This is a genomic window from Streptodolium elevatio (assembly GCF_040649515.1).
Lineage (GTDB): Bacteria > Actinomycetota > Actinomycetes > Streptomycetales > Streptomycetaceae > Yinghuangia > Yinghuangia elevatio.
Genome location: NZ_JBEZFP010000009.1, coordinates 71235 through 96264 on the forward strand (window position 1 = coordinate 71235; position 25030 = coordinate 96264).

Here is a 25030-nt window from a genome sequence, read left to right on the forward strand (position 1 = left end):
TGTGGTGCCGGGGACTACGCGGTCGCGCGGAAGGTCTGGCGGTACGTCGACGGCGGCACGCCGACCGCAGCGACCATGTGCTGCCGCAGCGACGCCGCCGTGCCGAACCCCGCGCGGTCGGCGACGCGGTCGACGCCGAGATCGGTGCTCTCCAGGAGCCGCCGTGCGTGCTCGACGCGCTGCCGGGTCAGCCACTGTCCCGGCGTCGTCCCGACCTCGTGGCGGAAGCGCCGCGTGAAGGTGCGCACACTCATCCCTGCGTGCGCCGCCAACTCGGCGAGCGACAGCGGCCGGTGCAGGTGTTCCATGGCCCACGCCCGGGTCGCGGCGGTGCCGGTCGCGGACGGCTCGGGGACGGGGCGCTCGATGAACTGCGCCTGGCCGCCTTCGCGCCACGGCGGTACGACGCACCTGCGGGCCACCCGGTTCGCCGCCTCGCTGCCGTGGTCGCGGCGTACCAGGTGCATGCACAGGTCGATCCCGGCGGCGACCCCGGCGGCGGTGAGCACGTCGCCGTCGTCGACGAAGAGCACGTCGGCGTCGACCCGGACGTCCGGGAACTGCCGCTGGAAGTGCTCGGCCTCGTTCCAGTGCGTGGTGGCCGGGCGTCCGTGCAGCAGCCCGGCGGCCGCCAGGACGTACGAGGCGGAGCAGATCGAGACGATCCGGGTGCCGGGCCGCAGCAGCGCGAACGCTGCGGCCAGGGGCGCCGGCAGCCAGTCGCGGTCGCCGTTCTCGTCCGGGCCGCAGGTGAACGGCGGGATCACGAGCGTGTCGGCGGTCGCGAACACCTCGGCGGAGTGCTCCACCGCCACCGAGAAGTCCGCGCTGGTACGCACCGGCCGCCCGTCGAGGCTGCACGTGACGACCTCGTACAGCGGTTCGCCGCCAGGGCCCGCGGCGGTCCCGAAGATGCGCACCGGAATGCTCAGTTCGAACGGGTAGACGCCTTCGAGCGCCAGAACCACCACACGATGCATGGCCGGATCCTTGCACGGCCTGTCCATCGGGCCAACGGCGGGGTGGCATCGGCCGGGCCCCGTGACGCATCGGACCGAGCGGCGAGTGCACAGCCGCGGCCCTGGTCACGCCACCGACCTGCCGCTACCGTGCCCACCATGACGCAGCCCGCGGATGTGACTCCCTTTCAGATCGAGTTCCCGGAAGCCGACTTGACGGACCTGCGGGAGCGCCTGGCGCGTACCCGATGGCCCGATGCCGAGCCGGTGGCGGACTGGTCGCAGGGCATACCGCTGGACTACACGCGCGAACTCGCGCGCTACTGGGCCGAGGACTACGACTGGCGCAAGGCGGAGGCGCGGCTGTCCGCGTACCCGCACTTCCGCACCGAGATCGACGGCCTCGGGATCCACTTCCTGCACGCACGGTCGCCGCACCCCGACGCGCTGCCGCTCGTCCTGACGCACGGCTGGCCGGGCTCGATCGTGGAGTTCCTCGACGTCATCGACCCGCTGACCGACCCGACTGCGCACGGCGGCGACGCGGCCGACGCGTTCCACGTCGTGTGCCCGTCGCTGCCGGGCTACGGGTTCAGCGACAAGCCGACCGCCGCAGGCTGGAACATCGAGCGCATCGGTCAGGCGTGGACCGTGCTCATGGACCGCCTCGGCTATGCGCGGTACGGCGCGCAGGGCGGCGACTGGGGCTCGATGGTCACCGTCGCCACCGCACGCGCGGGCGGTGACCGCGTCGCGGGCATCCACCTCAACATGCCGGTGGTGGCACCCGACCCCGACACGTTCTCCGACCTGACCCCCGACGAGCAGAAGACGCTCCAGCACCTCGCCCGACACCGCGAGTGGGGGACCGGGTACTCGAAGATCCAGTCCACCCGCCCGCAGACCCTCGGGTACGGGCTGGCCGACTCGCCGACCGGGCAACTGGCCTGGATCGTCGAGAAGTTCCAGGCGTGGACGGACTGCGACGGGCACCCCGAGAACGCCCTGACCCGGGACCAGATGCTCGACAACGTCACTCTCTACTGGCTCACCGGCACCGCCGCGTCCTCGGCGCGCCTGTACTGGGAGAGCTTCCGGCAGCCCGACCTCGCGGAGGTCACGTCGCCCACCGGCGCGTCGATCTTCCCGCACGAGATCATCCGGGCGTCGCGCCGCTGGGCCGAGAAGCGCTTCACCGACCTGCGCTATTGGAACGAACTGGACCGCGGCGGCCACTTCGCGGCGTTCGAGCAGCCCGCCGTGTTCGTCGAGGAAGTACGCCGCTTCTTCCGCCTCGTGCGCTGAACCGCGCGACGATCCTTGCGGGGATTCGCGCGCCGACGCGCGTGTGGGTCCGTGGATGGATCCGCGGCGCAACCGTGACCTGAATCCCGCGCGCTGTACTGCCGTACCGCCGCACCGAAGGGGGGACCCCACATGGCCGCCATCCAGCGCCTGCACGCTGTCCGGACGCCCGTCGAGACGATCGTCGCCGCACTCGAACGCGACGGCGCCGTGATCGTCGAGGACTTCCTCGCCCCGGAGGTCCTGACCCGCTTCAACGCCGAGCTCGACCCGCTCCTGGCAGCCGCCCGGCCGGGCAACGACGGGCAGTTCGTCAACCCGCTCATCGCGGCGTTCTACGGCGAGCACGTACGCCACGTCACCGGACTCGCCGGGAAGTCCGCGACGTTCGTCGACGAGGTGGTGGTGCACCCGCTCTACGACGCGGTCGCCAAGGCGTTCCTCGCCCCGGTCTGCGAGCAGCACGTCCTGAACCTCGGCCAGGTCATGGACCGCGGGCCGGGCGCGGAACGCCAGTTGCTGCACCGTGACCAGCAGGTGTGGCACCACGTACCGCGCTCCGTCGGCGAGATCCAGATCGCCTCGGTCGTCGCGCTCGTCGACTTCACCGAGGCCAACGGCGCCACCGTCGTGGTCCCCGGCAGCAACACCTGGGACTGGGACCGCAAGGCGACCGACGACGAACTGGCGGTCGCCGAGATGCGCGCCGGGTCCGCGGTCGTCTACCTGGGCTCCACGATCCACGCCGGCGGCGGCAACACCACCGAAAACGCCTGGCGCCGGGGTATCCACGTCAGCTTCTGCGCGGGCTGGCTGCGCACCGAGGAGAACCAGTACCTGGTCGCCGGCCCCGACCGGGCCCGCCCCCTCGGGGCGGACGCCCGCCGACTGCTCGGCTACACGGCCCACGACGGCATCATGACCGGTGGCGGCTACCTAGGCGCGGTGGAACTCGTCAGTCCCGCTGATCTCTTGGACGCGGGAGCCCTCTGACCCGAAGCACGGGCCCGGCGCCGTCGCGGGACGCCGACTGCGAGACGTCGGCCGCGGGACGTCGGCCGCGGGATGCCGGCCGGGATCAGGCCGTCGCGGGCTTGGAGGAGTCGGTGGCGAGTTTGACGGCGATGGCGCCGAGGGCGGTGCCCATCACGTACCGCTGGATGCGCAGCCAGCCGGGGCGACGGGCCAGGAACACGGCGATGCCGCCGGCCGCGACGACCAGGCTGGAGTTGACCAGGACGCTCACCGCGATCTGCACGCCGCCGAGCAGGAAGCTCTGCGCCAGGACGTGCCCGGCCTCAGGGTGCAGGAACTGCGGGATCAGCGTCAGGTAGAGGACCGCCGCCTTCGGGTTGAGCAGGTTGGTCAGCACGCCCATCGTGAAGAGCCGCCGGTCCGAGTCGCGCGGCAGTTCGCCCGGCTCGAAGACCGAGATCCCGCCGGGCTTGAGGGCCTGGTACGCGAGCCACAGCAGGTACGCGGCACCCGCGACCTTGAGGCCCACGTACAACTGCGGCACCGCCACGAACAGCACCGACAGCCCGAGGCTTGTCGCGGTCAGGTACACGAGGAACCCGACCGCGACCCCCGCTACGGAGACCGCCCCGGCCCGGCGGCCCTGCGTGATGCTGCGCGAGACCGTGTACATCATGTTGGGCCCGGGCGTCAGCGCCATGCCCAGCGACATTGCGGTGACGCCGAGCACGGCTGCGGTGTCCACTCCGATTCCCGACATGATCGGCAGCGTAGGACGACTCGCCTTGTCGGTGCAATATCTATATTGTTCTCGGTGCAATCCAATGGATCGCTCGGAAGGTCGGTGCAATGCAGGCAGTGCCCCGCGACTACCGCGCCGTCGCCGACGTCGTCGAGGCGGACATCGCCGCCGGGCGGATGCGGCCCGGCGACCGCCTGCCCCCGCAGCGCGACTTCGCGCGTGCGCACGGCATCGCCAACTCGACGGCGACGCGCGTCTACGCCGAACTCGCGCGCAGGGGCCTGGTCGTGGGCGAGGTCGGGCGCGGCACCTTCGTCCGGGCCGCCCAGGACCGCGCGTTCGGCCTCGCCGAGCCGACCGGCGCACCCGTCGACCTCGAACTCAGCGTGCCGACCGTCCCCGAGCAGTTCCCCGCTCTCGCGGACGGCCTCGCGCGCATGCTGCGCCCCGATGTCCTCGCCGCGTCCCTGCGCCCGCTCGGCGCCACCGGCACGCCCGACGCCCGCGCGGCCTCCGCCGCCGCCCTGGCCCGGCCCGGCTGGACCCCCGACCCCGGCCGGATCCTGTTCACCGGCACCGGCCGCCAGGCCATCGCCGCCGCCTTCGCGGCGCTGGTGCCGCCGGGCGGGCGCATGGGGGTCGAGGAGCTCACGTACCCGGCGGCGCGCGCGATCGCGGCCCAGCGCGGCATCACGGTCGTCCCCCTCGGACTGGACGACGACGGGCTGCGCCCCGACGCGGTGGCCGCGGCCCACCGCCGCGGTCGCCTCCGGGCCATCTACGTGCAGCCGACCCTGCACAACCCCACCTCCGTGACGATGCCCGCCGGCCGGCGGGCCGAACTCGCGGAGCTCACCGGCAGGTTGGGCGTGCCGATCATCGAGGACGCGGTGTGGTCGCATCTCGCGGACGACTCCGCGCCGCCGCTCGCCGCGTACGCTCCCGAGCACACGGTCCTCGTCGAAAGCCTGTCCAAGCGCGTCGCCCCCGGAATCACCCTCGGATTCGCCGTCGCCCCGCCCGAGTTCGCCGACGTCCTCGCCGGTGCCATCCGCTCGGGAGCCTGGACCGCGCCGAGCTTCGCCCTGGACGCGGCGGTCGGCTGGATCCGCGACGGCACCGTGGCCGCCGTCTCCGAAGCGAAGCGCGCCGACGTGAGGGCCCGTCAGGAGGTGGTGCGGGCAACGCTCGACGGCTTCCGCGTACGCACCGCACCGGACGCCGCGATGTGCTGGTGGGACCTCCCGGACCCCTGGCGCGCCGACACCTTCGTCGCCGCGGCCGCCCGCCGGGGCATCGCGATCACGCCGGGAGCGGCCTTCGCGGCAGGCCCGGCTTCCGCCCCCGACGCGGTCCGCCTCGGTCTGGCCTCCCCGCCCCCGGACGTCCTCGCCGCGGCCCTGGCCACCCTCGCCGCCCTCGCCCGCTCCGGCCCCACGCCGGACACCGTCGACTAGCACGCGGCGCCGCGGAGGCCGGCCACCGGCGCCAATATCTAGTGGGGGTAGGCGCGTTGCGGCCGGATGGGGTCGACCGCGTCCCGGAAGGCCTCGATCTCCCGGACCACGTCCCACATCGTGTACGTCTGGTGCAGCCGGTCTATGTAGAGGTTGCGCCGGGCGAGCGCGTCGAGTTCGACCGCGAAGTACATCGCCATCAGCGGGTTGACGAACAACTCGCTCCCCGCGGTGCGCTTGCCGAGCGCCACGTCGCCGAACTCGCCCCGCACCGCCGCCGCCACCGAGCCGTGCACGATGCTGGGACCGGACGTGGTCTCCGCGGTCGCGTGCGCGACGGCGTCGACGTAGCGGCGGCCCTCGCGCGACTCGCGCGGGATCGACAGGGCCCCCAGGTACCCGCCGTCACGGTCCAAGGCGGCCAGGTTCTCCAGGACGTGGGCGTGGCAGACGCCGTGGTACGCGTCGACGCCGAATCCGAGGGACAGGACCAACTTCGTGCCGACGTCGACGACATCGACCGCGGCGAGGCTGGTCATGTCCTCGCCCGGGGTGCCGAGGCCGGACTCGTCGCCGCGCATGAGGATGTCGGTGCCGCCGTCCACGAGCACGATCGCGTCGAGGTCGAGGAGCTTTGCCAGCGTGCGGTAGGCCGACGCGAGCGGACGTACGCCGGTCATCTGGAACGCGAACACCGTGGCCGGCAGCCCCTGTTCGTCCAGCCAGCGGGAGAGCGAGCGCTCCGGGAAGTACCCGCTGTCGCCGCCGGTGTCCGGCACCACGGCGGCGACGCCGGGCCGCAGCATGTCGCGCTTGGGCAGCCGGTCGACACCGACGAACGACAGGTTCGCCAGGTGGACCTGCTTGCCCGCCTCCCACAGTGCGAGGGCGAGCGGCAGACCGGCGTAGACGTCGAACCCGCCGCCCGCGCCGGCGATGAGGATGCGGCGGCAGGGGGCGAGACGGGTGAACAGCGGAGGCTGTGCGAGCGAGAACATGCGGCGGACCGTACCAAGGCGAAGGCCGGGAAAATCGAGGGGTTTTGGCCTATCCACGCTGATCGAGTCGGAGCGAGACTGCGGATCACGCCCCCGAACGGACCCTGCGCGGCTGTGCGAACGCCCCTGGGAACGGCCGCTGCGGATGGCACGCCGAGCGGCCCCGCAACCGGCATGGTGAGCGGCCCTTCGGCCGGCACTGTGAGCGGCCGTGCGACCGGCGCGGTGGGCAGTGTGCGATCGACACGGCCGAGGGTTGACTTGTCCGGCGGTGCTCGACACTCTGATTAAGGAAATCCCTTAAGTAATTTCCTTAACGGGGCGCGCCTGCCGCCCCGACCGTTCGGACGATGGGAAACCCATGGGCCTCACGATCACCCGTCTGCCCCAGACGCTCGGCGCCGTCGTCGACAACCTGCCCGAGCACATCGACGAGGCCACCGCCGCCGCGCTGTCCGAGGCCTGGGCCGAGAACCTGGTGCTCTTCTTCCCGCAGGCCCGCCTCGACGACGAACGCCACATCGCCCTCGGCTCGGTCTTCGGCACGCTGCACGCCACCAGCCCCGGGCTCGAGGACGACCACCGCGACCAGACGGTGTTCGGCCCGAACGGGGAGATCCTGGAGATCGACGCGCGCAAGGACCGCGCCAACATGTGGCACACCGACGTCACGTTCACCGAGACCCCGCCGGTCGGATCGCTGCTGTCGATGAAGGTCTGCCCCGCACGCGGCGGCGACACGCTGTGGTCCAACCAGTACCTCGCCTACGAGACGCTGTCCGAGCCGATCCGCGACCTCGTCGACGGGCTGTCCGCCGAGCACGGCCGCCCGCCCATGACCGGCGTCCACACCCACCCGATGGTGACCACACACCCGGTCACCGGCCGCAAAGCGCTGTTCGTCAACCGTGGTTGGACCACCCGCATCCCGGGCCTGTCCCCTCTCGAGAGTCGGGGGCTGTTGGACCTGCTGTTCGCGCACGCCGAGAAGCCGGAGCACACCGTGCGCTGGTCGTGGCAGCCGGGTGACGCGGCCATGTGGGACAACCGCTGCACGATGCACTACGCCGTGAACGACTACGGCGACGCCGAGCGCGTACTGCGCCGGGTCACGATGTACGCGTGACCGGCCTCGTATGCCGGACCGGATCCGGAAGCGATGCCTCCCGCCCGCGTCGCGCCTCGCGGCCCGGGCGGGGTTGACTACACCCATGGCGGACGACACGAACGGCAGGCGGCCCCGCGGCCGGAGCGGCAACGCGGCGGAGACCCGGGACGCACTCATGCGCGTCGGCGCGCGGCTGATCTCCCGCCACGGCCTCGGCGTCCCGGCGAGCCGCATCCAGGAGGAGGCGGACCAGCGCAACAAGTCCGCGCTTACCTACCACTTCGGTTCGGTCGCCGGCCTGGCGGCGGCCATCCACCTGCGGCACCGCGACATCGTGGAACAGCGCCGCCTGCGCGCTCTGGAGGCGTTGGCGGCATCGGAGTCGCCGGAGCCCTCGGCCTCCCCGGAGTCGAACGCCGCCAACGGTGACGCGGCTCGCGCCGACCTGGGCAAATTGGTCACCCTGCTGGTCGCGCCGGCCGCCGAGGAACTGCGTACCGCGCCCGGGCGGGCCTACCTGCGGCTGCTTCCGCAGGTCGCGCACCTGGCCGAGGTCCGGCAGGCGGACCGCCCCCGCCCGGTCGGCCTCGACCGCACGTTCGCGCTGCTGCGCGCCCACCTTGCCGACCGTGGGCTCGAAGACGTCGACGAGCGGCTGGCGTTGCTCGCGCAGATGCACGCCACCGCGTTCGCGGACCGGGCGCGGCGGATCGACGAGATGGACGTACCGGACGTGGATCTGGCGCCGGGGCACGACCACTTCGTCCGCCTGCTGACCGGCATGCTGACGGCCGCGCTCACCGCCGACTGAGCGATCCGGAGGCGGCACCCGTCGGTCGTCCGGTTGTCGAGGGGGCCGTCGAGTGGGCCCGTCGTGTCAGGCCGAGCGGGCGGCGAGGTAGTGGTCCGAGGTCACGACCTTGCCGAAGCGGGGGAAGGTCCGAGTGACCGCGAACTCGTGTTCGTCGGCGGCAAATCCGGACATCGCGTCGGCGACGAACACGATGTCGTATCCGTGGTCGCTCGCGGCGCGCGCGGTGGACTCGACGCCCATCGTCGTCACCAGGCCGCCGAGCACCACCGTGTCGACGCCGTGCTCCTTGAGGCGTTCGTGCAACTCCGTGTCGTGGAAGGCGCCGATGGTGCGCTTGACCACCACGATGTCGCCGTCGGCCACCAGGGCGTCGGCGAACCCGCTGCCGGGCGGCTGCTCGTCGACGTCCGGCCGGTCCACGCGCACCTGGACGACGGGCCGCCCGTCGGCGCGGAAGGCCTCGGCCAGGCGGCGGCTGCGCTCGAGGACCTCCAGGCCGCTGTACGGGGCCACAGGCAGGGCGAGGATGCGCGGCATGAGGTCGATGAGGACCAGAGCGGACGTCATGCCTGGAACCCTAGTGCTGCGACCGCCCTGGCCACAGCACCGGTGGCCCCGCGGGCCGGCGGGGACGTCCGACTTCGCGTCGGCGTCCCCGCGGCCCGCCGCAGGACGCGCCGGCTACCCCTCGTCCGCATGGTCGCCGGGCCAGTCCCAGTGCGGCACCTCGCGCAGCGGGTGCAGTTCCGCGTCGGTCCTGGCGTGCGAGTTCTGCATCGCGACCTGCGACCCGAACTCGACGTGCGAGCGCAGCGCTTCGCGGAAGTCCGGGTCGTTCGGCAGCCCGGCCTTGTCCGCCGCCGCCAGGTAGAGCTCGACGAACCGCTGCCGCTGCTCCTCGCGGATCTCCAGGCCGCGGTGCGCCGCGATCAGCCCCGAGAAACCGCCCATCTCACGCGAGAACGTGTCCGGGCCGCCGAAGCTCTCGGAGTCGAAAGCCGTGAGCCGCGCGACGTGTTCGGGATGCCCGGCACCGAAGAGGGGCTGGAGCAGCGGATCGACGAGGACGCTGCTGTAGAAGATGTCGACGAACCTGTGGAGGGCGTCGTGGCCCCCGGCGTGCTCGAAGAGACTCACCATCGGGGCATGATGGCACGGCCACGTTACGCGGGGGCGACGTGAAGGCGGCCATCCGTCCGGTGCGGGGGTTTGCCCTACCCTGCACTGGTGGCGCACCGGCTGGGGAGGCCGGGCGCGAAGCGGGAGTGTGAGGGCATGATCGAGACCACAGCTTCGGCCGGGACCGGCTTCGACGCCGCGAAGCCCGACGCCGAGTCCCGCCGCGGCGGCTTCCACCGCGAACTGTCCTATCTCCTCGTCGGGTTCCCCCTGGCCGTGGGCACCTTCGTGGCGATCGTCACGGGCCTCTCGTTCGGCATCGGCTGTGCGGCGGTCGTGTTCGGCCTGCCCCTCCTGGTCCGGACCCTGCACGCCGCCCGCTCGTTCGCCGCCGCCGAGCGCAGGCGCGTGGAACACCTCACCGGGCGGCCCCTCCCGCCGCACCATTACCAGGACGTCCAGGGCCAAACCACCCTGGCCCGGTGGTTCGGCGCGCTCTCCGACCGGCAGGCGTGGCGCGACGTACTGCACGTCCTCGTCGCCTTCCCGCTGCGCCTCGTCGGGTTCTGCTTCGCCGTCACCTGGGTCGTCGGCGGCATCGGCGAAGTCCTCTACGGCGCCTGGTCCTGGTCGATCCCCCGCGACGACGGCACCCGGGGGCTGGTCGACCTGATGACCGGGATCGAGGCGCGCTGGGCCGACATCGCCTTCAACATGGTGGTCGGCGTAGTCCTGCTGGCCACCGCCGTGCCGGTGGTACGCGCCTTCGCGGCCCTTCAGGTCTCCCTCTCGCGCGCCCTGCTCACCAACGAGAAGCAGGCCCTGCGCGCCCGCGCCGAGACCCTGGACGCCGGGCGCCGCGGCGCCGTCGCCGCCGAGGCCCAGACCCTGCGCCGCCTCGAACGCGACCTGCACGACGGGCCGCAGCAGCGCCTCGTACGGCTGACCATGGACCTGGAGGCGGTGGCCCGCCGCCTCGACTCGGACGACCCGGACCGGGCCCGGCCGCTCGTCGACGACATGCTGACCCAGACCCACGAGGCGCTGGGCGAGATCAGGGCCTTGTCGCGCGGCATCGCCCCGCCGGTCCTGGCGGACCGCGGCCTCGTGGCCGCCCTCGCCGCGGCGGCGGCCCGGTGCCCGGTGCCGGTCACCCTGGACACCCGGTTCGACGAACGGCGGCGGTTCGCGCCCGTCGTGGAGAACACCGCGTACTTCGTCGTCACCGAAGCGCTGACCAACGTCGCCAAGCACGCGGGGGCCGGCGCCTGCACGGTGACCGTTACGGTGGACGGGACCGTTCTGCGCGCGGAGGTTCGGGACGACGGGCACGGCGGCGCGCACCTCGGGAAGGGCCACGGCCTGGCGGGGCTGGCCGACCGGCTCGCGGCGGTCGAGGGGACAATGGACCTGGTCAGCCCGGTCGGCGGGCCGACGATGTTGACGGCGTCCATTCCGCTGCGCGGGGTGGGCGAGGGCGAAGGCCCGCACCACGGTGGGGGCGGGGACGAGGCGCGCGGGTAGCGCGCGACGGAGGATCTGCATGCGGGTCGTGCTGGCGGAGGACTCGGTTCTGCTGCGGGAGGGCCTGATCCGGCTCCTCGACGAGGCGGGGGCCGAGGTGGTCGCGGCGGTCGGGGACGGGGTGTCCCTGGTCGATGCGGTCGCGGAGCACCGGCCCGACGTCGCGGTGGTCGACGTACGCATGCCGCCGACTTTCACCGACGAGGGCCTGCGCGCCGCGCTGCGCATCCGTGCCGAGGTCCCGGCGACGGCCATCCTGGTGCTGTCGCAGTACGTCGAGGAGTCCTACGCCGCCGACCTGTTGGCCACCGCCGACGCGGGTGGTGGCGGCGTCGGCTATCTGCTCAAGGACCGCGTGTCGAAACTGACCGAACTGTCCGACGCCCTGGCGCGCGTCGCGGCCGGTGGCACGGTTCTCGACAGCGAGGTGGTGTCGGCGCTGTTCACCCGGCAGCGGCGGCGCAACCCGCTCGACGCGCTGACTCCGCGCGAGCAGGAGGTGCTCGGGCTGATGGCCGAGGGGCGCCGCAACGTGGCGATCTGCCGCATTCTCCAGTTGAGTGCGGGCACGATCGAGAAGCACATCTCGTCGATCTTCGACAAGCTCGACCTGCCGCCGTCGGCCGACGACCACCGCCGCGTGCTGGCGGTGCTGGCGTGGTTGCGGCCCACGGCGTCGTAGCCGCCCAGGATGCGGCGGCCTTGGGCGGCGGCATCCGGCGGCGGCAGCGCGGAATCCCGGGCGGCAGCCTTGAGTTGACAGCCGGGTCGTCAGCCCGGTCGCCCGATACGCCCGTCCGGTGAGTCAACCGGTGGGCGCGGTGTTCTCGGCGAGTTCGGCCGGTTCCGCCAGTTCGGCCGCGAGTTGGCGGCGCAGGAGCTTGCCGGTGGGCGTGTAGGGCAGTGCCTCGCGGAAGACGATCTCGTCGGGGGTGCGGGAGCCGCGCAGCCGCCCGCGTACGAACGCCCTCAGCTCCTCCGCCAGTTCCCCGTCGGCGGCCGCAGCGGCGGCCGCGCCGCCTCCGGTCGCGGCAGGCACCACGGCGGCGGTGATGCGATGCCCCCACTGCTCGTCCGGTGTGCCCACGACGGCCACTTCGCGCACCGCGGGGTGGTGGATCAGGACGTCCTCGATCTCGGCCGGGGCGATGTTCTCGCCGCCGCGGATGATGGTGTCGTCGGCGCGGCCCTCGATGAAGAGATAGCCGTCGGCGTCGATGCGGGCGCGGTCGCGCGTGGGGAACCAGCCGAATTCGTCCAGGGTCGAGCCGCTGCCCAGGTATTCGCCGGACACCTGCGGGCCGCGCACCCACAGTTCGCCGTCCCGGACCTGGCCCTCGACGCCCGGCACGAACCGGCCGGCCGAGCCGAGCCGCGCTCGGACCGCGGGGTCGGTGGCGGCAAACGCGGCGCGGTGGTCCTCCGGGCCGAGGACGGCGATGGTCGAACTGGTCTCGGTGAGGCCGTAGGCGTTGGTGAACCCGGCGTCGGGGAACGCCGCGAGCGCGCGGGCGAGGACGGTCTCCGGCATGCGCGCACCGCCGTAGGCGACGGCGCGCAGGCTGGGCGCATCGGCGTCCCGTCCGTCGAGATGGTCGACGATCCGGGACAGCATCGTCGGCACGAGCATCGCCTGCGTGACGGCCTCGGAGCGTACGAGGTCCAGCCAGCGGGCCGCGTCGAAGTCGGGCAGATGGACCATGCGGCGCCCGGCGTAGACATTGCTGAGCACGCTGCCGATTCCGGCGATGTGGTACGGCGGGACGCTGACGAGGATCGCGTCGTCCTCGTCGGCGGCGGCGAAGTCGACGGTCTGCAGGACGTACCCGACCAGGTGGCTGTGCCGCAGCACGACGCCCTTCGGGCGCGAGGTGGTGCCGGAGGTGAACAGCACGACGGCGGGTGCGTCGTCGTCCTCGCGCGACGGGTTGGTGCTGCCCGCCCCCGCCTTGGCCGCGGCCGCCATCCAGTCGTGCCCGGCGACGACGGGCGCCGGGCAGTCGGACAGCGCCTCCAGGTACGCGGCGTCCGCGACGACGACGGCCCCGTCCAGGTCGCCGACGAGGTCGGCGAGTTGGGCGGGGGAGAGGCGGTAGTTGAGCGGGGTTATCGGCAGACCGGCGTGCGCCGAGGCGAACAGGAGTGCGGGGAACAGCGGGCCGTTCACGCCGACGTGCACGACATGCCGGGCTTTCGCCTCGTGCAGGACGTCGGCGCCGCCGACCGCGATGCGGGCCAGGTCGGCGTACGTCAGCGGTACGGGGCCGTCCTCGCGGAGCGAGCCGACCGCCACCCGGTCGGGGTGGGCCGAACCGGCCATGTCGAGCAGCATCCCGATACCCACCGAGCCTCCTCGTGCGGATCGCGCGGCGGCGCCTTTCGGAATGCCGAAACCCCGGTCCGGGTCGGCCCGCTGACGCCGCCTCAGCAGAGAACAGGGATGTGCGCGAAGGGTCAAGGCGGTCGGGGTGCGGGAGTCGACACACCCACCGAAGATCGTCAACCAGAGGTTGACGAACCGCCGATCGTCAACCTAGTGTTGACGCATGGAGAAGCCACAAGCCGTCACCACGCAGGTCCGGCTCGACGACCTGATCGACGCCATCAAGAAGACCAACGACGACGCCCTCGAGCAGCTCGCCAACGCGATGCTCGCCGCCGACCACCTCGGCGAGATCGCCGACCACCTGATCGGCCACTTCGTCGACCAGGCGCGGCGCTCCGGCGCGTCCTGGACGGACATCGGCCGCAGCATGGGCGTGAGCAAGCAGGCGGCGCAGAAGCGGTTCGTCCCCAAGGCGGACGCCGACAAGCCCGAGTTCGACATGAGCCAGGGCTTCAGCCGCTTCACGGCGCGCGCCCGCAACGTGGTCGTCGCCTCGCAGAACGCGGCGCAGGCCGCGGGCAACGAACGGATCCAGCCGGAGCACATCGTCCTCGGCCTGCTGAGCGAGGCGGACGCCCTCGCGGGGAAGGCGATCGTCGCGCAGGGCGTCAGCCTCGACACCGTCCGGGAGGCCGCATCGGCCGTCCTTCCGGCCCGTGTCGACGAGGCGCCGGAACTTGTGCCGTACGACGCCCAGGCGAAGAAGGTCATGGAGCTGACCTTCCGCGAGGCACTCCGCCTGGGGCACAACTACATCGGCACCGAGCACCTTCTGCTCGCACTCCTCGAACTGGAGGACGGCTCGGGCGTGTTGAGCGGACTCGGCGTCACTAAGGAGGAGACCGAGCGGCTCGTCGTCGAGATGCTGAACGCCGTCGTCGCGTCGCTCGACACGGGCGGAGACCAGGCGTAGCCCGGTGCGGGAGTGCCTGCGGCCGCTTCCGGTCAGGTGGCCGCCCGGTCGGGCGGCCGCAGCCTCGTCAGGTTGACGCGTCGGGGTCAGGCGGCCTTACGCGCGGCCACGCACAGGACGGTCTCGGTCGGGTCGGTCGTCGTCTCCGCGGCGTACCCGTTGGCGGCGAGAGTGGCCGCGACGCGTGCGCCGAGCGAACCGAGTTGGCCGGCGGGCGGCGGCTCGTAGAACAGCCGGAGGGTGCCTTCCGGGGCCAACGCCCCTCGGATCAGGTCGAGTTCATGGGCGGGGTCGCGCGTCCAGAACAGGTTGACGTTGACCGCGAAGACCTTGTCGAACGGCCCCTCCGACGCGAGGTCGGCGCCTTCCAGCGTGCCGAGGACGAACCGGGCCCGGCCGTCGGCGACGTACCCGGCGTTGCGCGCCGTGGCACCCTTGACCGCCGACTCCGAGCGGTCCAGGCCGACCAACCTGCCGTCGGTGAGGAGTTCGCACACCAGCGCGGCCGCCACGCCGCGGCCGCCGCCGATCTCGAGGACGCGGTCCTTGGGCTGCACGTCGAGTTGTTCGACCGCCCAGCGCAGGCGGTGGGGGATCCCGGACACGGCGGCTCCTCGGCAGTCGGGGGCGTGCTGGACGTTGCGGGTGGCAGGGACGGGCTGACGGGCGAGGCGTGGGCATGGCTACTGGCAAGGACGGGTCCCGGCCACTCACGAGGCTAGGAGAATCCACGCGCGGAGGAGAGCAGTTCGTGCCCAACTCGTCCGAACGACGCGCGGCGGCGGGCGGATAGGCACTGGTGAGCGGGCCGGCCGCGCATGCGCGTCCGGAAGCCGCTCGTCCGGGCGGAAGCCCCGGCTCTCCGGCGCGCCGTGGGTTCTACTCGGCCGGGAGCGCCTCGAACATCCAGCGATGGCCCTCCCGGTCCTCGGCGCGGTACATCCGCCCGTGCTCGGTGTCCGCCAACTCGCCCAGAATGGTCGCCCCGGCTTCCTGGGCCCGCGCGTAGTGCGCGTCGATGTCCGGGACGTACACGTGCACGCCGTCGATGACGTACGGCACCGCGAGCCACCCGGCCGCGTCGGCGCATGTCTCCGCGTGGTGCCTGGGGGAGCGGTACGCCTTCGTCGGCTCCGCCATCATGATCAGGCCGCCCGCCTCGGTCACCATCTCCGCGTGCCCGACCGACCCGTCCGGCATCGGGTAGCGCGCCGTCTCGTGGAAGCCGAAGGCCTTGGCCAGCCATGCGAGTGCGGCGTCGGCGTCCTCGTACGCCAGCATCGGCGTGACCGTCTGCTGTTCCGACATGACTGCCTCCAAGAAGCGTGTTCGTGGTGCCGGGCGTGGTTCCCGGGCGTCGGTGGGACGGTGGGGGCGCGCCGTGATCGGCGCGCCCCCACCGTGTCGGTGGTGTGCCCCAGTCTCGGCCGCGCGGCAGGACGCGGTCTTGGACGAATGGGAATCACCGCCCGCCCCGGTCAGGGGAGGGACCGTCGCGTCGGGCTAGAAGTCGAACACCGGGGTCGTGCCGCGGTGCAGTGCGCAGCGGTTGCCGTACGTCCGCTCGAACGCGACGTCCGTGACGCCACCGTGCCAGTACCCTTCGGCCACCGCCGTGACCGGCCGCCAGTCCATGGTGCACGGGCCGGGGTCGCCCTTGAGGAGGCCGAAGTCACCGTCGGCCTGGTCGACGGTGGCACAGGCGCCGTCCGGGTCGGGGTGCGAGCCTCCGTTGGAGTTGCACCACAGCTCCACCTGGTCGATCAGGAGGCCGTTGGTGCCCTCGCCGGCGTACACGCTCAGCACGATGTGGCCGTAGGGCGGCGGGATGGCCGCTGCCGGGGCGCTCGCGCCAAATGCCGTGAACGCCAACGCCGCGGCGCCCAGCAGTGCCGCCGTACGCGTCTTCGTGCGCTTGCTCATGGGTGGCCGTCCTCCCGACACACAAAGGATGCGCGGCCGTTGCCCGGCTGATCCGGACACCCGAGAGGACCGCGCCCCTCATGGCCTATCGGCCAACTACGCGGTCACCTTGAGGAATCGGCCCCACGCGCGGCCACCGCATCGCGGACCCCGGTGAGGAAGCGCTCGACCGCGTCCCGTCCGGCGTCGTCGAACTGGTCGACGACGGAGACGACTTCGTCGATCAGCGGGCCGAAGAAGCCTTGGCCGAGGGCCACCGCCCGGTCGTCCACCTCCAGCAGCACGCGCCGCCGGTCGGCCGCGTCGCGTACCCGGCGTACGTGCCCGGCTCGTTCGAGCCGGTCGACCAGGGCCGTCGTGCCCGCCGAATTGAGGCCCAGCTCCGCGCCGAGGCGGCCGGGCGTGGCCGGGACGCCGGCCCGGGCGACGTCCAACAGGGCGATGAGCGCTCGGAGATCGGTCGGATGCAGTCCGTTCTCCGCGGCGAACCGGCCGCCGAGCCGGTCGAGTTCAACAGTGATGCTGCGAAGCAGATGCACCGCGCGCATGCCCGCGCCCTGCCCCTCGACCGGGCTCTCCGGCACGTTGCCACCCTCCGCGTCCTGGTCTCGCACGTAGCTGTCCCGCAGGTTGCCGTCCTGCCCGCTGCCCCGAGCCGGTGGCGATCGGCCACTCCGCGCATGGTATCTCGCTGAGCGAGACATCATCTCGGAAGAGTTTCCGGGCGAGTTCCCGAGTGTCCTGGACGGGAGGGAACAAGTACCGTCCCGCACATGCAGGACGCCACCCATGAACTTGCGGAACTGGCTCGTCTCACCGGCATGCGCAGGGCCTCGTCCCCACCCCCCGACTGGTCGGCCGTCACCGCCGCCTTGGGGTACGACGTCCCGTGCGACTACGGACGACTCATCGAGACGCACGGCGCGGGGCTGTTCAACAACTACCTCCAGGTCTACGGCCCCGAACACCACCTGCGGGCCTTCGACCTGGCCGCCGAAGGTCTGTACTGGCACACGTACTTCCAGACGGAGTGGCGCCGCCGCCCCGACGCCCGCCCCGCCGCGCTCCGGGACCGCGAAATCACGGTCATCACGTGGGGCAGCACCGAGGACGCGGTCTACTGCCACTGGATCGCCGAGCCCGGCACGGACCCGGAGAGCTGGCCAACCGCCTTCCACACCGTCACCGGCAACACCTGGGAGTTCCACGACAGCCCGACCGTCGCACTTCTCCTCGCCTTCGCCCGCGGCGACCTCGCCGGCGGGCTGATTCCTCCCTGTCCGCCGGGCGAACCGGTCACATACACGCCGTATCCGGCGGGACGGGCGCCGCGGCCGGTCTGATGAAATCGCCCGCCGGGCCGCGGAAGCGGGCATCCGTTGCACCTGGGTAGGCGGGGGCCGGCACGTCCGTGCGTATTATCTCGTTGAGCGAGAGAATCGCTCAGCGAGAGATGTTTGGACGAGAGCCGAGGTGAGCCGTGACCGCCGAGTTCCGGAAGACCGAGCCCCGCAATGCGCCTGGTGTCGAGCCGAGCACCGCACGCACTGCTCAAGGTGCCTTCGACGCCCGTTTCGCCGCCGCGTACGACGCGGTCGTCGATCGATGGCCGCTCCCGGTCGAGACGATCACGCTGGACTCCGAGTTCGGCATGACCCACGTCATCGCCTGCGGCCCCACCGACGCCCCACCGCTCGTCCTGCTGCACGGCGGCGGCACCACGGCCGCCGTCTGGTACGCCAACGCCGCCGACCTGGCCCGCGGGCACCGGGTGTACGCCATCGACCGCATCGGCGAGGCCGGCCGCTCCCGGCGCGGCGCGCGGCCCCTGCGTGACGCGGCCGGCCTGCACGCGTGGCTGGACGGCGTACTCACCGGACTCGGCGTCGCGGACGCGGCCATCTGCGCCCATTCGTACGGCGCATGGCTCGCACTCAGCTACGCCCTGCACGCGCCGCACCGGGTCACGGGGCTCGTACTCCTCGACCCCACGCAGTGCTTCGGTGGATTCCGCCTCCGCTACCTGCGACGCGCACTGCCCTCACTGCTGCGTCCCACCGCGGACCGGGCCCGCCGGTTCATCGCCTGGGAGACTGCCGGGGCAACGGCGGCCGAGCCCGGCGGAGCCACGGCGGACTGGCTGGAACTCTACTGCCTGGCCGCGGAGTTCCCCGGTGCCAGGACCGTCGTCGGCCGCCGCCCCAAGCGGGCCGCGCTGCGCACGCTGGCGACACCGACCCGGGTGATTCTGGCCGCGGACAGCCGTACCCACGACCCCGCGAAGATCGCCGCCGCCGCGACCCGCGACCTGCCGAACGCCGAGGTGTCGGTGCTCCCGGGGGTCTCCCACCACGCGATGCCGTGGCACCGCGCGGCGCAACTCGACGCCGAGATCACCCGGTTCCTGACGGCCTTGCCCGTTCCGCCGGGCAGCGTCTGACCTATCGGTCCTTGTACGCCTCGGCGTACTCGCCCTCGGGGGTGATCTCGGTGATCACGTCGATCAGCACGCCGTTGGGGTCGGCCACGATGAAGTGGCGCTGACCGAAGGCCTCGCTGCGGATCTCCAGCTTCGCGTCGAGCCCCTCCTCGACGACGAGGCGCTGCCACTCGGCGTCGACGTCCGCCACCTCGAAGTTCAGCAGCAGACCCTGCACCGGCTTGCCGTAGCCCTCGGGGATGGTCGGATGCGTCGGGTCGAGGAGGGCGATCTCGTAGGGGAGGGGGCCGGGGCGTCGCAGGCTGACGTACCAGTCGGTCTCGAAGGTGACCTCGAACCCGAGCAGTCCGGTGTAGAAGTCGCGCGACTCCGCCAGGCGCTCGGTGCCGATGACCGGGTAGAAGCTCGTGAGCTTCATGGGACACCTCCAGGGATGTGCCGGTGCGCTGTTCGCATACCGGCGGTATGTGAAGTACGCTAATTCGCGTACCGAAGGTATGTCAACCGAGAGGCGAGGGAGCGACGTGTCGTACGCGAGCGAGCAGCGGGCCCGGCAGCGCGAGCAGACCAGGCACGCCCTGACGCGCGAAGGCCGCCGGCTCTTCGCGGCCCAGGGGTACACCGCAGTCGGCCTCGCGGAGATCGTGCGCGCGGCGGGGGTCACCAAGGGGGCGCTCTACCACCACTTCGAGGGCAAGGCCGACCTGTTCCGCGCCGTGCTGGAGGAGGTGCAGCAAGAGGTCGCGGACCGCGTCGCCGCCGCGGCCGACGCCGAGAGCGACCCGTGGACACAACTCACCACCGGCTGCCGCACGTTCCTGACCGCAACCACCGAGCCCGCGGTCCAGCGCATCATGCTCGTCGACGGACCCGCGGTGCTCGGCTGGGAGACGTGGCGCGCATTCGACGAGGCAGGCGCGGCCCGCCACCTCGCCGAAGCGCTCACCGCCCTCGCCGATGCCGGGGTGATCGCTCCCCAGCCGATTGCCCCCTTGGCGCACCTGCTCTCCGGTGCCATGAACGAAGCCGCGCTCTGGCTCGCCGCTTCCGGCACCGCCGAAGACCTGAACGACACCTGGACAGCCCTGTCCCGCCTCCTGGACTCCCTCCGCGTGCGGTAGTCCGTGGTCCCCGCGGCGGCGCGGACGATCCGGAGCAGAGGCTCGGACGATCCGGAGAGGCCTACAACGTGGGCCGGCTCCAACTGCTCAGGACGGTCGGGTGCGCCCAGTGCAGCATCGCCACGGCGTATATGAGTCGCGCGTCGGGCCAGTCGCTCACGACCACGTATTCGTCGTCCTCGAAGTGCATCACCTCGTGGCCCTCCCGCCGCCACCGCGTCGTCAACGGCATCCGCGGGAACTCGCCGCCGACCAGGATCAGCGCGAGCATGACCGCCCACAGCGGCGAGAACAGCCACCAGAAGAACCAGGCGACCAAGTGCCCCTTGCGGGCGCGCAGTTCCGGCCCGTTGGCCGACTCGACGCGCCACGACGTACGGGCGAACCGGAAGATGCTCCCGCGCCGCCGTGTCACCCGCGCCAGCAGCTCGCCCTGCGACCCGAGCACCCGGTACACGGCCCTCCCGGAACCGGCCGACTCGGTCTCGACCACCATCTCCCAGGCCTCACGCCGGTTGTCCCGCCACAGGGTCAGATGCCGCCAGTCCTTGTCCTGCGTCTTCTTGTCCCGCGCGACGTCGTCGACGAACAACTCGTAGTCGGGCACCGGCGCGTACCAGTCCCCGCCCGCGCCCGGCTTCGCCAGCAACACCGGCCCCTGCCACGTCCCTGGCGGCTGCCTCCTCATCTCCTTGTCCTGGAAGGGTTTCCTGACCCTGGCCATCGTCCCCGCAACCGCGCCTGCCCCGTACGTCATGCCGTTCCCCGCTTGATCGTCCGATCCCCCGACAGTGCGGATCGTACGACCCCATCGGTGTTGCCGAGGCCGCTACCAGGGCCGCCGGGCCGGCGGAACGACCGGAAGCTGCGCCCACGGGTGGCAGGGTGGGCGCATGGGCTTTGCGGAGTTTCCCGGCGATGCGGGGTGGCGGCACGTGGACGCCCGGGACGGTTTCGAGGCGGCGTGGTTCCGGGGCGAGAGCGGTGGCGGCCGTCGCATCGACGGGACGGCGGTGGCGGTGGAGGACGGCCTGAGTTGGGCCGTTCGGTACCGGATCCTGCTCGGTCCGACGGGTCGTACGTTGCGGGCCGAGGTGGAGAGCCGGTCGGTCGGCGGCCGCCTGACCGTCGTCCTGGAGGCTGACGGGGAGGGGAGTTGGCTGGTCGACGGGGCCGCCGCGCCGGAACTCGACGGGTGCCTCGACGTCGACCTGGAGGCGTCGGCACTCACCAACGCCTTTCCGGTGCGCAGACTCGGCCTCGCGGTCGGGGAGCGGGCGAGCGCACCGGCGGCCTATGTGAGGGCGGCGGACGCGACAGTGGGGCGTCTGGAACAGACCTACCTGCGCGTCGAGGACGAGGCGGCCGGGCCGGCGTACGACTACGAGGCGCCCGCCTTCGACTTCGCCTGCCGGCTCCGGTATGACGCCTCGGGCCTCGCGCTCGATTACCCGGGTATTGCGGTGCGGGTCAGGTAGGGCGCAGTACACGCGCACCGGCGGGCACGCGGGGCCTGCCGCGGTGACCTACGCTGCGACTCGACCTGGCCGACCACGCCCGAGGAGATCCGTGACCAAGATCGCCAGGCGTGTCTTCACGCTCACTCCGTGGCCGTGGAACGCACTGCCGTGGGTGCAGGTCCCCGAGGGGCTGGAGTTCACCCTCTATTACGTCACCCCGCTGAGCTTCGGCACCGAGGTGGACGCGACCGGGGCGGACGAGGAGCGCTGGGCACGCGCGCTCGAAGCGTTCGAGGCCGAGCTGCTCGACGCGCAGGCGGATGTCCGGTGGGCGCACGGGGTGCGCACCAAGGCCGGGTTCATGGCCGACAACCGCGCGGTACGCCTGCGCCGCTATGACCTTGTCCCCGGCCGCCGAGCCCGGTCACGGCACGCGTGGGCAACGTGCGAAGCGCGAATGCGCACCGCCGAGGCGACGTACCGGCCGGTCAAGCAGGACATCGAGGCCCGCCTCGCGGAGGCTGCGGCCGGTGACGGCTGAGCGTCGACGTACGCCGCGGGCTCGTCCGCGACGCGGTTGATCGCGGAGTATGGCTGGTATGGGCGAGGTGCGGAGTACAGCGGGCGAGGCCGGTGGGGCGGTGGCGGTGCTGCGTCGCTGGGAGGACGCGGGCGGGGTGTGGCGGGTCGCGGCGAGGCGCGGCGGCAGCGTGACGGTGGCTTTGTGCCGCTGCGACGGAGGCGAGGAGGCGGAGCGGCTGACCTCCGCCGATCCGGACCTCGTCGCGTACGTGGAAGACCGCCTGGCGGACGGTTGACCGCCGTATCCGCGGGACAGGAGCGGGTGGGCCCGGGCGGGCGCGCGTACCGGGTCCGGGCGGCGACGGAACCCGGCGCCGCTGACCTCCGCCGGTCCCGAGGGCGCCCCTGCAACTCCTCGGAACCGACGGCGGTCCGTTTCTGTCAGCCGACGACGGCCTGGAGTTCGTCGTGGTCCTTCTGGACCAGCGGGAACTGCGCGGCACCGTTGGGCAGGGCCCAGAAAGCGCCCGTGCGCACCGCGTCCAGGATGATCCCGCCCGCTTCCAACGCCGGAATGCCGTGCTCGTTGCCCTTCTTCAGCCGTTCGATCATCGGCGCGCCCTGCGGCGGCAGTTCGGCGGCCGTGATGAGGTGTTCGGCGATCTCGGTCGCGACGTTGCCCGGGCAGACGACCGTGACCCCGACCTCGGCACCCGTCATCGCCAGTTCGGCCCGGAGCGCCTTGGACAGCGCGATCACCCCGGCCTTGCTGGCCGTGTACGGCGCGATCATCGGGCCGATCAGCATGCCGCCCATCGACGACACGTTGACGACGTGCCCGCCCTCCGGGTTGGCGAGCAGTAGCGGCATGAACGCCTGCACGCCGTGTACGACGCCGAACATGTTGACATCGAATACCCGGTGCCAGTCTGCGAGTTCGGTCTGCCAGGCGGTGCCGAACGTACAGATTCCGGCGTTGTTGACGACCACGTGAGCCGTGCCGTACGCCTCGACCGCCGCATCCGCGAGCGCCCGCACCGCCGCGGGGTCCGTCACGTCCGTCGGTACGCCGATCACCTCCGCACCCGTCTCGCGCAGCGCCGTGACGGTGCCCGCGAGGCGGTCGGCGTCGAGGTCGGCGAGCACGACGCGCATGCCGGCGGCGGCCATGGCCTCGGCGGTGCCGCGCCCGATGCCGCGTGCGGCACCGGTGACGACGCCTACGCGGCCGGTCAGTTCACGCATGGAGCTCTCCCGATGTCGAGGGCGGTTACGCGGGGCTTGTCAACGGGACTGCCCGCAGGTCCAGGCGCACAGCGCCGGGCGCGCAGGGCGGTGCCCCGGGCGGCGACGGTACGCGCATCACGCGCGCAGCGGCGCGATGTCGCCCTCCTGTAGCCTGCGCCCCGCAATCCCCTCGAAGCCGTTGCGGTCGGTGTAGCTCTCCTCGCCGATGATGCGGCCCTCGTCGTCGATGACCCACACGATCGACATGCGCGACTCGTACAGGTAGAACGCGTCGGCGGACTTGTCGTCGACCTCGATCCCCATGGCGGTCAGCGTGGCGCCCGGGTACGCGATGCGGATGGTCCCGTCGGTGAGGATCAGGTTCCGGTCCACCGCGAGGCGGTCGATGTCGTGGACGAGCTGGGTGGCGCCGCTCGCCACGAACGCGCCGTAGTAGGCGCGAACGCTCTCGGTGCCGCGCGGGTGCAGGCGCGGGTTGTCCGGCGCGCCGAGGCGGTAGACCGGTTCCGGCGCCAGCGTGGCCATCAGCGCCTCCAGGTCGCCGTGCGCCTCGGCCTTCTGGTGCGCGATGACCGCCTCGAGGTTCCGGCGCAGCACCGGGTCGCGCTCGTCGGCGAGACGCTTCTCCAGCGGTGCCCAGGTCTGGTTGGGGTCGATGACGACATCGCGGGTGACAGTCATGCGGGCTCCTCCGGCGGGCGGTAACGCCGCGGCGGCCCCGGGCCCCGATGCGGGACGCCCGGCAGGCGTCCGCGGCGAATCTCTGTCGACTTCTTGTATATGACGTAAACTTCAGCGATTACGTTCTAGCATTGCTCCGTGACACGGTCAATGAACACCGCCGAGGCGGACGCCGACGGCCCGGCCGCCCCGACGCGTGCCGTCGCGCGCCCGCGCCTGACGCTGCGCGACGTGGTCCTCGCGGCCCGCGCCGTGCTGTCCGAAGGCGGCGTCGACGCGCTGACGATGAGCGCGGTCGCAACCCGGCTCGGGGTCACGCCGATGGCGCTCTACCGGCACGTCGACGGCCGGGCGGCACTGCTCGCCGCGGTCGCGGACGCGGCGCTCGAGGAGGTCGGCGCGGCCGTCGACCCGTCGGTGCCGTGGGATGACGCGGTGGTGATGTGGATGGCCGACGTCCGCCACCGCATCGTGGAAAGCCCCTGGACAGCGCAGTTGATCGGCACCCCGACGCAGATCGCGCCCGCGTGGGCCGCCGCCCTCGACCGCCTGCTCGCGGTGCTCGAACGCGGGCCGCTGGACGACGACGCCCGCGCCGACGCGCTGGTCTGGATTGCCCGGACCACCGTCGGGGTCGTGCTGCTGGAGGCGAAGTCGCCGCTCGCCCGCCCGGGACAGGCGGTCGGTACGGCGCTGGAGTCCGCGTTGGAGACCGCGTCCCCGGAAATGGCCCGGCGCTGGGCGCGGATCGACACACGGCTGACGAGCTACCAGGACGACGACCTGTTCGAGGACCTGGTACGCCAGACCCGGGTCCGGCTCTCGGACGCAGCCGCCGGCCGACCTTGTTTTGGAAAACGCGACCGGCCCGTCTCGGACCAGGCCGCGGCCGAGGCGCCGACCGACCTCACCGACACCCAGTGGCGCCGCATCCGCGCGCTGCTGCCGCCCGGTGACCAGCGCGGCGCCGCGCGCGCCGACGACCGGCGTGTCGTCGACGGCATCCGCTATCGCGAACGCACCGGCGTACCGTGGCGCAACGTGCCGGGCAGGTACGGCAGTTGGCAGACCCTGTACGGCCGCCACCGCCGCTGGTCCGACGACGGAACCTGGGCGCGCGTGACCGAGGCCCTCGACTCCTGACCACCCGTGCCTGCTACCTTTGGCGCATGAAGTCGTCGGCGAATCTGTCCTGGTGGCGCTCCTCCTAGGAGCGGCCACGACTCAGACACGCCACGGGCCGTTCGTACCGGACGGCCCTTTTCTCTGCCCTGCGCCCGGAACCTTCCGAGCCGGCGAGGCCGTCCGCGAGACGCCCCTCCCGCAGCCGGAACC

At 72.3% G+C, this 25030-nt stretch carries 29 protein-coding genes; 15 read left to right on the top strand and 14 right to left on the bottom strand.

Going from position 1 to position 25030, the window contains the following annotated elements; all coding sequences use genetic code 11:
• Window positions 1-14: 14 nt before the first annotated feature.
• Window positions 15-980 carry a GlxA family transcriptional regulator gene (locus AB0C36_RS05540; RefSeq protein WP_358349640.1) on the bottom strand — a complete coding sequence of 322 codons (966 nt, stop codon included), beginning with the start codon at window positions 978-980 and terminating at the stop codon, window positions 15-17.
• Window positions 981-1118: 138 nt separating this feature from the next.
• Between AB0C36_RS05540 and AB0C36_RS05545 the strand changes: the two genes are divergently transcribed.
• Both AB0C36_RS05545 and AB0C36_RS05550 read left to right on the top strand, forming a co-directional pair.
• Window positions 1119-2264, top strand: a complete 1146-nt coding sequence (locus AB0C36_RS05545) for an epoxide hydrolase family protein (RefSeq protein ID WP_358349643.1) — start codon at window positions 1119-1121, stop codon at window positions 2262-2264.
• A gap of 132 nt (window positions 2265-2396) precedes the next feature.
• On the top strand, window positions 2397-3257 hold the full coding sequence (locus tag AB0C36_RS05550; protein ID WP_358349645.1) for a phytanoyl-CoA dioxygenase family protein: 861 nt from the start codon (window positions 2397-2399) through the stop codon (window positions 3255-3257).
• An 85-nt stretch (window positions 3258-3342) separates the two neighbouring features.
• Here AB0C36_RS05550 and AB0C36_RS05555 read toward each other — a convergent pair whose 3' ends face one another.
• The gene (locus AB0C36_RS05555; RefSeq protein WP_358349648.1) at window positions 3343-3999 is read right to left on the bottom strand and encodes a LysE family translocator; all 657 of its coding nucleotides are present in this window, start codon (window positions 3997-3999) and stop codon (window positions 3343-3345) included.
• An 89-nt stretch (window positions 4000-4088) separates the two neighbouring features.
• On the opposite strand from AB0C36_RS05555, the gene AB0C36_RS05560 reads away from it, so the two are divergent.
• Entirely contained in the window at window positions 4089-5438 is a 1350-nt protein-coding gene (locus AB0C36_RS05560; protein ID WP_358349649.1) for an aminotransferase-like domain-containing protein, read from the top strand.
• A 38-nt stretch (window positions 5439-5476) separates the two neighbouring features.
• Here AB0C36_RS05560 and AB0C36_RS05565 read toward each other — a convergent pair whose 3' ends face one another.
• A complete protein-coding gene (locus tag AB0C36_RS05565) occupies window positions 5477-6436 on the bottom strand; it encodes a DUF1152 domain-containing protein (protein ID WP_358349652.1) in 960 nt (319 codons plus the stop codon).
• A 361-nt stretch (window positions 6437-6797) separates the two neighbouring features.
• On the opposite strand from AB0C36_RS05565, the gene AB0C36_RS05570 reads away from it, so the two are divergent.
• Both AB0C36_RS05570 and AB0C36_RS05575 read left to right on the top strand, forming a co-directional pair.
• Complete coding sequence (locus tag AB0C36_RS05570) at window positions 6798-7562, top strand: TauD/TfdA dioxygenase family protein (protein WP_358349654.1); 765 nt, start codon at window positions 6798-6800, stop codon at window positions 7560-7562.
• An 85-nt stretch (window positions 7563-7647) separates the two neighbouring features.
• Complete coding sequence (locus tag AB0C36_RS05575; protein WP_358349655.1) at window positions 7648-8355, top strand: hypothetical protein; 708 nt, start codon at window positions 7648-7650, stop codon at window positions 8353-8355.
• Between the two features lie 66 nt (window positions 8356-8421).
• On the opposite strand, the gene AB0C36_RS05580 is transcribed toward AB0C36_RS05575, so the two are convergent.
• Window positions 8422-8925 carry an isochorismatase family protein gene (locus AB0C36_RS05580; RefSeq protein WP_358349658.1) on the bottom strand — a complete coding sequence of 168 codons (504 nt, stop codon included), beginning with the start codon at window positions 8923-8925 and terminating at the stop codon, window positions 8422-8424.
• Window positions 8926-9039: 114 nt separating this feature from the next.
• Window positions 9040-9498, bottom strand: coding sequence for a group II truncated hemoglobin (locus AB0C36_RS05585; protein WP_358349661.1), 459 nt, complete (start codon window positions 9496-9498; stop codon window positions 9040-9042).
• 135 nt (window positions 9499-9633) lie between these two features.
• Between AB0C36_RS05585 and AB0C36_RS05590 the strand changes: the two genes are divergently transcribed.
• Together AB0C36_RS05590 and AB0C36_RS05595 are read left to right on the top strand one after the other, a co-directional pair.
• Complete coding sequence (locus AB0C36_RS05590; RefSeq protein ID WP_358349662.1) at window positions 9634-11001, top strand: sensor histidine kinase; 1368 nt, start codon at window positions 9634-9636, stop codon at window positions 10999-11001.
• Window positions 11002-11020: 19 nt separating this feature from the next.
• Entirely contained in the window at window positions 11021-11683 is a 663-nt protein-coding gene (locus AB0C36_RS05595) for a response regulator transcription factor (protein ID WP_358349665.1), read from the top strand.
• Between the two features lie 123 nt (window positions 11684-11806).
• On the opposite strand, the gene AB0C36_RS05600 is transcribed toward AB0C36_RS05595, so the two are convergent.
• The gene (locus tag AB0C36_RS05600; protein ID WP_358349668.1) at window positions 11807-13345 is read right to left on the bottom strand and encodes a class I adenylate-forming enzyme family protein; all 1539 of its coding nucleotides are present in this window, start codon (window positions 13343-13345) and stop codon (window positions 11807-11809) included.
• 202 nt (window positions 13346-13547) lie between these two features.
• Here AB0C36_RS05600 and AB0C36_RS05605 point away from each other — a divergent pair, with 202 nt between their 5' ends.
• On the top strand, window positions 13548-14300 hold the full coding sequence (locus AB0C36_RS05605) for a Clp protease N-terminal domain-containing protein (protein WP_358349669.1): 753 nt from the start codon (window positions 13548-13550) through the stop codon (window positions 14298-14300).
• Between the two features lie 86 nt (window positions 14301-14386).
• On the opposite strand, the gene AB0C36_RS05610 is transcribed toward AB0C36_RS05605, so the two are convergent.
• The 4 genes from AB0C36_RS05610 to AB0C36_RS05625 all read right to left on the bottom strand — a co-directional run bounded on the left by AB0C36_RS05610 (window position 14387) and on the right by AB0C36_RS05625 (window position 16771).
• Complete coding sequence (locus AB0C36_RS05610; RefSeq protein WP_358349671.1) at window positions 14387-14905, bottom strand: SAM-dependent methyltransferase; 519 nt, start codon at window positions 14903-14905, stop codon at window positions 14387-14389.
• A gap of 274 nt (window positions 14906-15179) precedes the next feature.
• Complete coding sequence (locus AB0C36_RS05615; RefSeq protein ID WP_358349674.1) at window positions 15180-15608, bottom strand: VOC family protein; 429 nt, start codon at window positions 15606-15608, stop codon at window positions 15180-15182.
• Between the two features lie 195 nt (window positions 15609-15803).
• Window positions 15804-16223, bottom strand: coding sequence for an SSI family serine proteinase inhibitor (locus AB0C36_RS05620; protein WP_358349676.1), 420 nt, complete (start codon window positions 16221-16223; stop codon window positions 15804-15806).
• 104 nt (window positions 16224-16327) lie between these two features.
• On the bottom strand, window positions 16328-16771 hold the full coding sequence (locus AB0C36_RS05625; RefSeq protein ID WP_358349761.1) for a MarR family transcriptional regulator: 444 nt from the start codon (window positions 16769-16771) through the stop codon (window positions 16328-16330).
• A 225-nt stretch (window positions 16772-16996) separates the two neighbouring features.
• Here AB0C36_RS05625 and AB0C36_RS05630 point away from each other — a divergent pair, with 225 nt between their 5' ends.
• Entirely contained in the window at window positions 16997-17566 is a 570-nt protein-coding gene (locus tag AB0C36_RS05630; RefSeq protein WP_358349677.1) for a hypothetical protein, read from the top strand.
• A gap of 137 nt (window positions 17567-17703) precedes the next feature.
• Window positions 17704-18663, top strand: coding sequence for an alpha/beta fold hydrolase (locus tag AB0C36_RS05635; protein WP_358349679.1), 960 nt, complete (start codon window positions 17704-17706; stop codon window positions 18661-18663).
• 1 nt (window position 18664) lies between these two features.
• On the opposite strand, the gene AB0C36_RS05640 is transcribed toward AB0C36_RS05635, so the two are convergent.
• Window positions 18665-19081 carry a VOC family protein gene (locus AB0C36_RS05640; RefSeq protein WP_358349681.1) on the bottom strand — a complete coding sequence of 139 codons (417 nt, stop codon included), beginning with the start codon at window positions 19079-19081 and terminating at the stop codon, window positions 18665-18667.
• A 106-nt stretch (window positions 19082-19187) separates the two neighbouring features.
• On the opposite strand from AB0C36_RS05640, the gene AB0C36_RS05645 reads away from it, so the two are divergent.
• Window positions 19188-19784 (top strand): TetR/AcrR family transcriptional regulator, encoded by a 597-nt coding sequence (locus tag AB0C36_RS05645; protein WP_358349683.1) that lies wholly within the window; start codon window positions 19188-19190, stop codon window positions 19782-19784.
• A 61-nt stretch (window positions 19785-19845) separates the two neighbouring features.
• Here the strand turns inward: AB0C36_RS05645 and AB0C36_RS05650 are convergent, their stop codons facing one another.
• On the bottom strand, window positions 19846-20541 hold the full coding sequence (locus tag AB0C36_RS05650) for a hypothetical protein (protein WP_358349686.1): 696 nt from the start codon (window positions 20539-20541) through the stop codon (window positions 19846-19848).
• A gap of 136 nt (window positions 20542-20677) precedes the next feature.
• Here AB0C36_RS05650 and AB0C36_RS05655 point away from each other — a divergent pair, with 136 nt between their 5' ends.
• The 3 genes from AB0C36_RS05655 to AB0C36_RS05665 all read left to right on the top strand — a co-directional run bounded on the left by AB0C36_RS05655 (window position 20678) and on the right by AB0C36_RS05665 (window position 22062).
• Complete coding sequence (locus AB0C36_RS05655; RefSeq protein ID WP_358349688.1) at window positions 20678-21262, top strand: putative glycolipid-binding domain-containing protein; 585 nt, start codon at window positions 20678-20680, stop codon at window positions 21260-21262.
• Window positions 21263-21353: 91 nt separating this feature from the next.
• Window positions 21354-21785 carry a hypothetical protein gene (locus AB0C36_RS05660; protein WP_358349690.1) on the top strand — a complete coding sequence of 144 codons (432 nt, stop codon included), beginning with the start codon at window positions 21354-21356 and terminating at the stop codon, window positions 21783-21785.
• A 58-nt stretch (window positions 21786-21843) separates the two neighbouring features.
• Window positions 21844-22062, top strand: a complete 219-nt coding sequence (locus tag AB0C36_RS05665) for a hypothetical protein (protein ID WP_358349693.1) — start codon at window positions 21844-21846, stop codon at window positions 22060-22062.
• Window positions 22063-22207: 145 nt separating this feature from the next.
• Here the strand turns inward: AB0C36_RS05665 and AB0C36_RS05670 are convergent, their stop codons facing one another.
• Window positions 22208-23011, bottom strand: a complete 804-nt coding sequence (locus AB0C36_RS05670; protein ID WP_358349695.1) for an SDR family NAD(P)-dependent oxidoreductase — start codon at window positions 23009-23011, stop codon at window positions 22208-22210.
• A 117-nt stretch (window positions 23012-23128) separates the two neighbouring features.
• Entirely contained in the window at window positions 23129-23695 is a 567-nt protein-coding gene (locus tag AB0C36_RS05675) for a nuclear transport factor 2 family protein (RefSeq protein ID WP_358349698.1), read from the bottom strand.
• Between the two features lie 138 nt (window positions 23696-23833).
• On the opposite strand from AB0C36_RS05675, the gene AB0C36_RS05680 reads away from it, so the two are divergent.
• The gene (locus AB0C36_RS05680) at window positions 23834-24838 is read left to right on the top strand and encodes a transposase (protein ID WP_358349701.1); all 1005 of its coding nucleotides are present in this window, start codon (window positions 23834-23836) and stop codon (window positions 24836-24838) included.
• The last annotated feature ends 192 nt before the right edge of the window (window positions 24839-25030 follow it).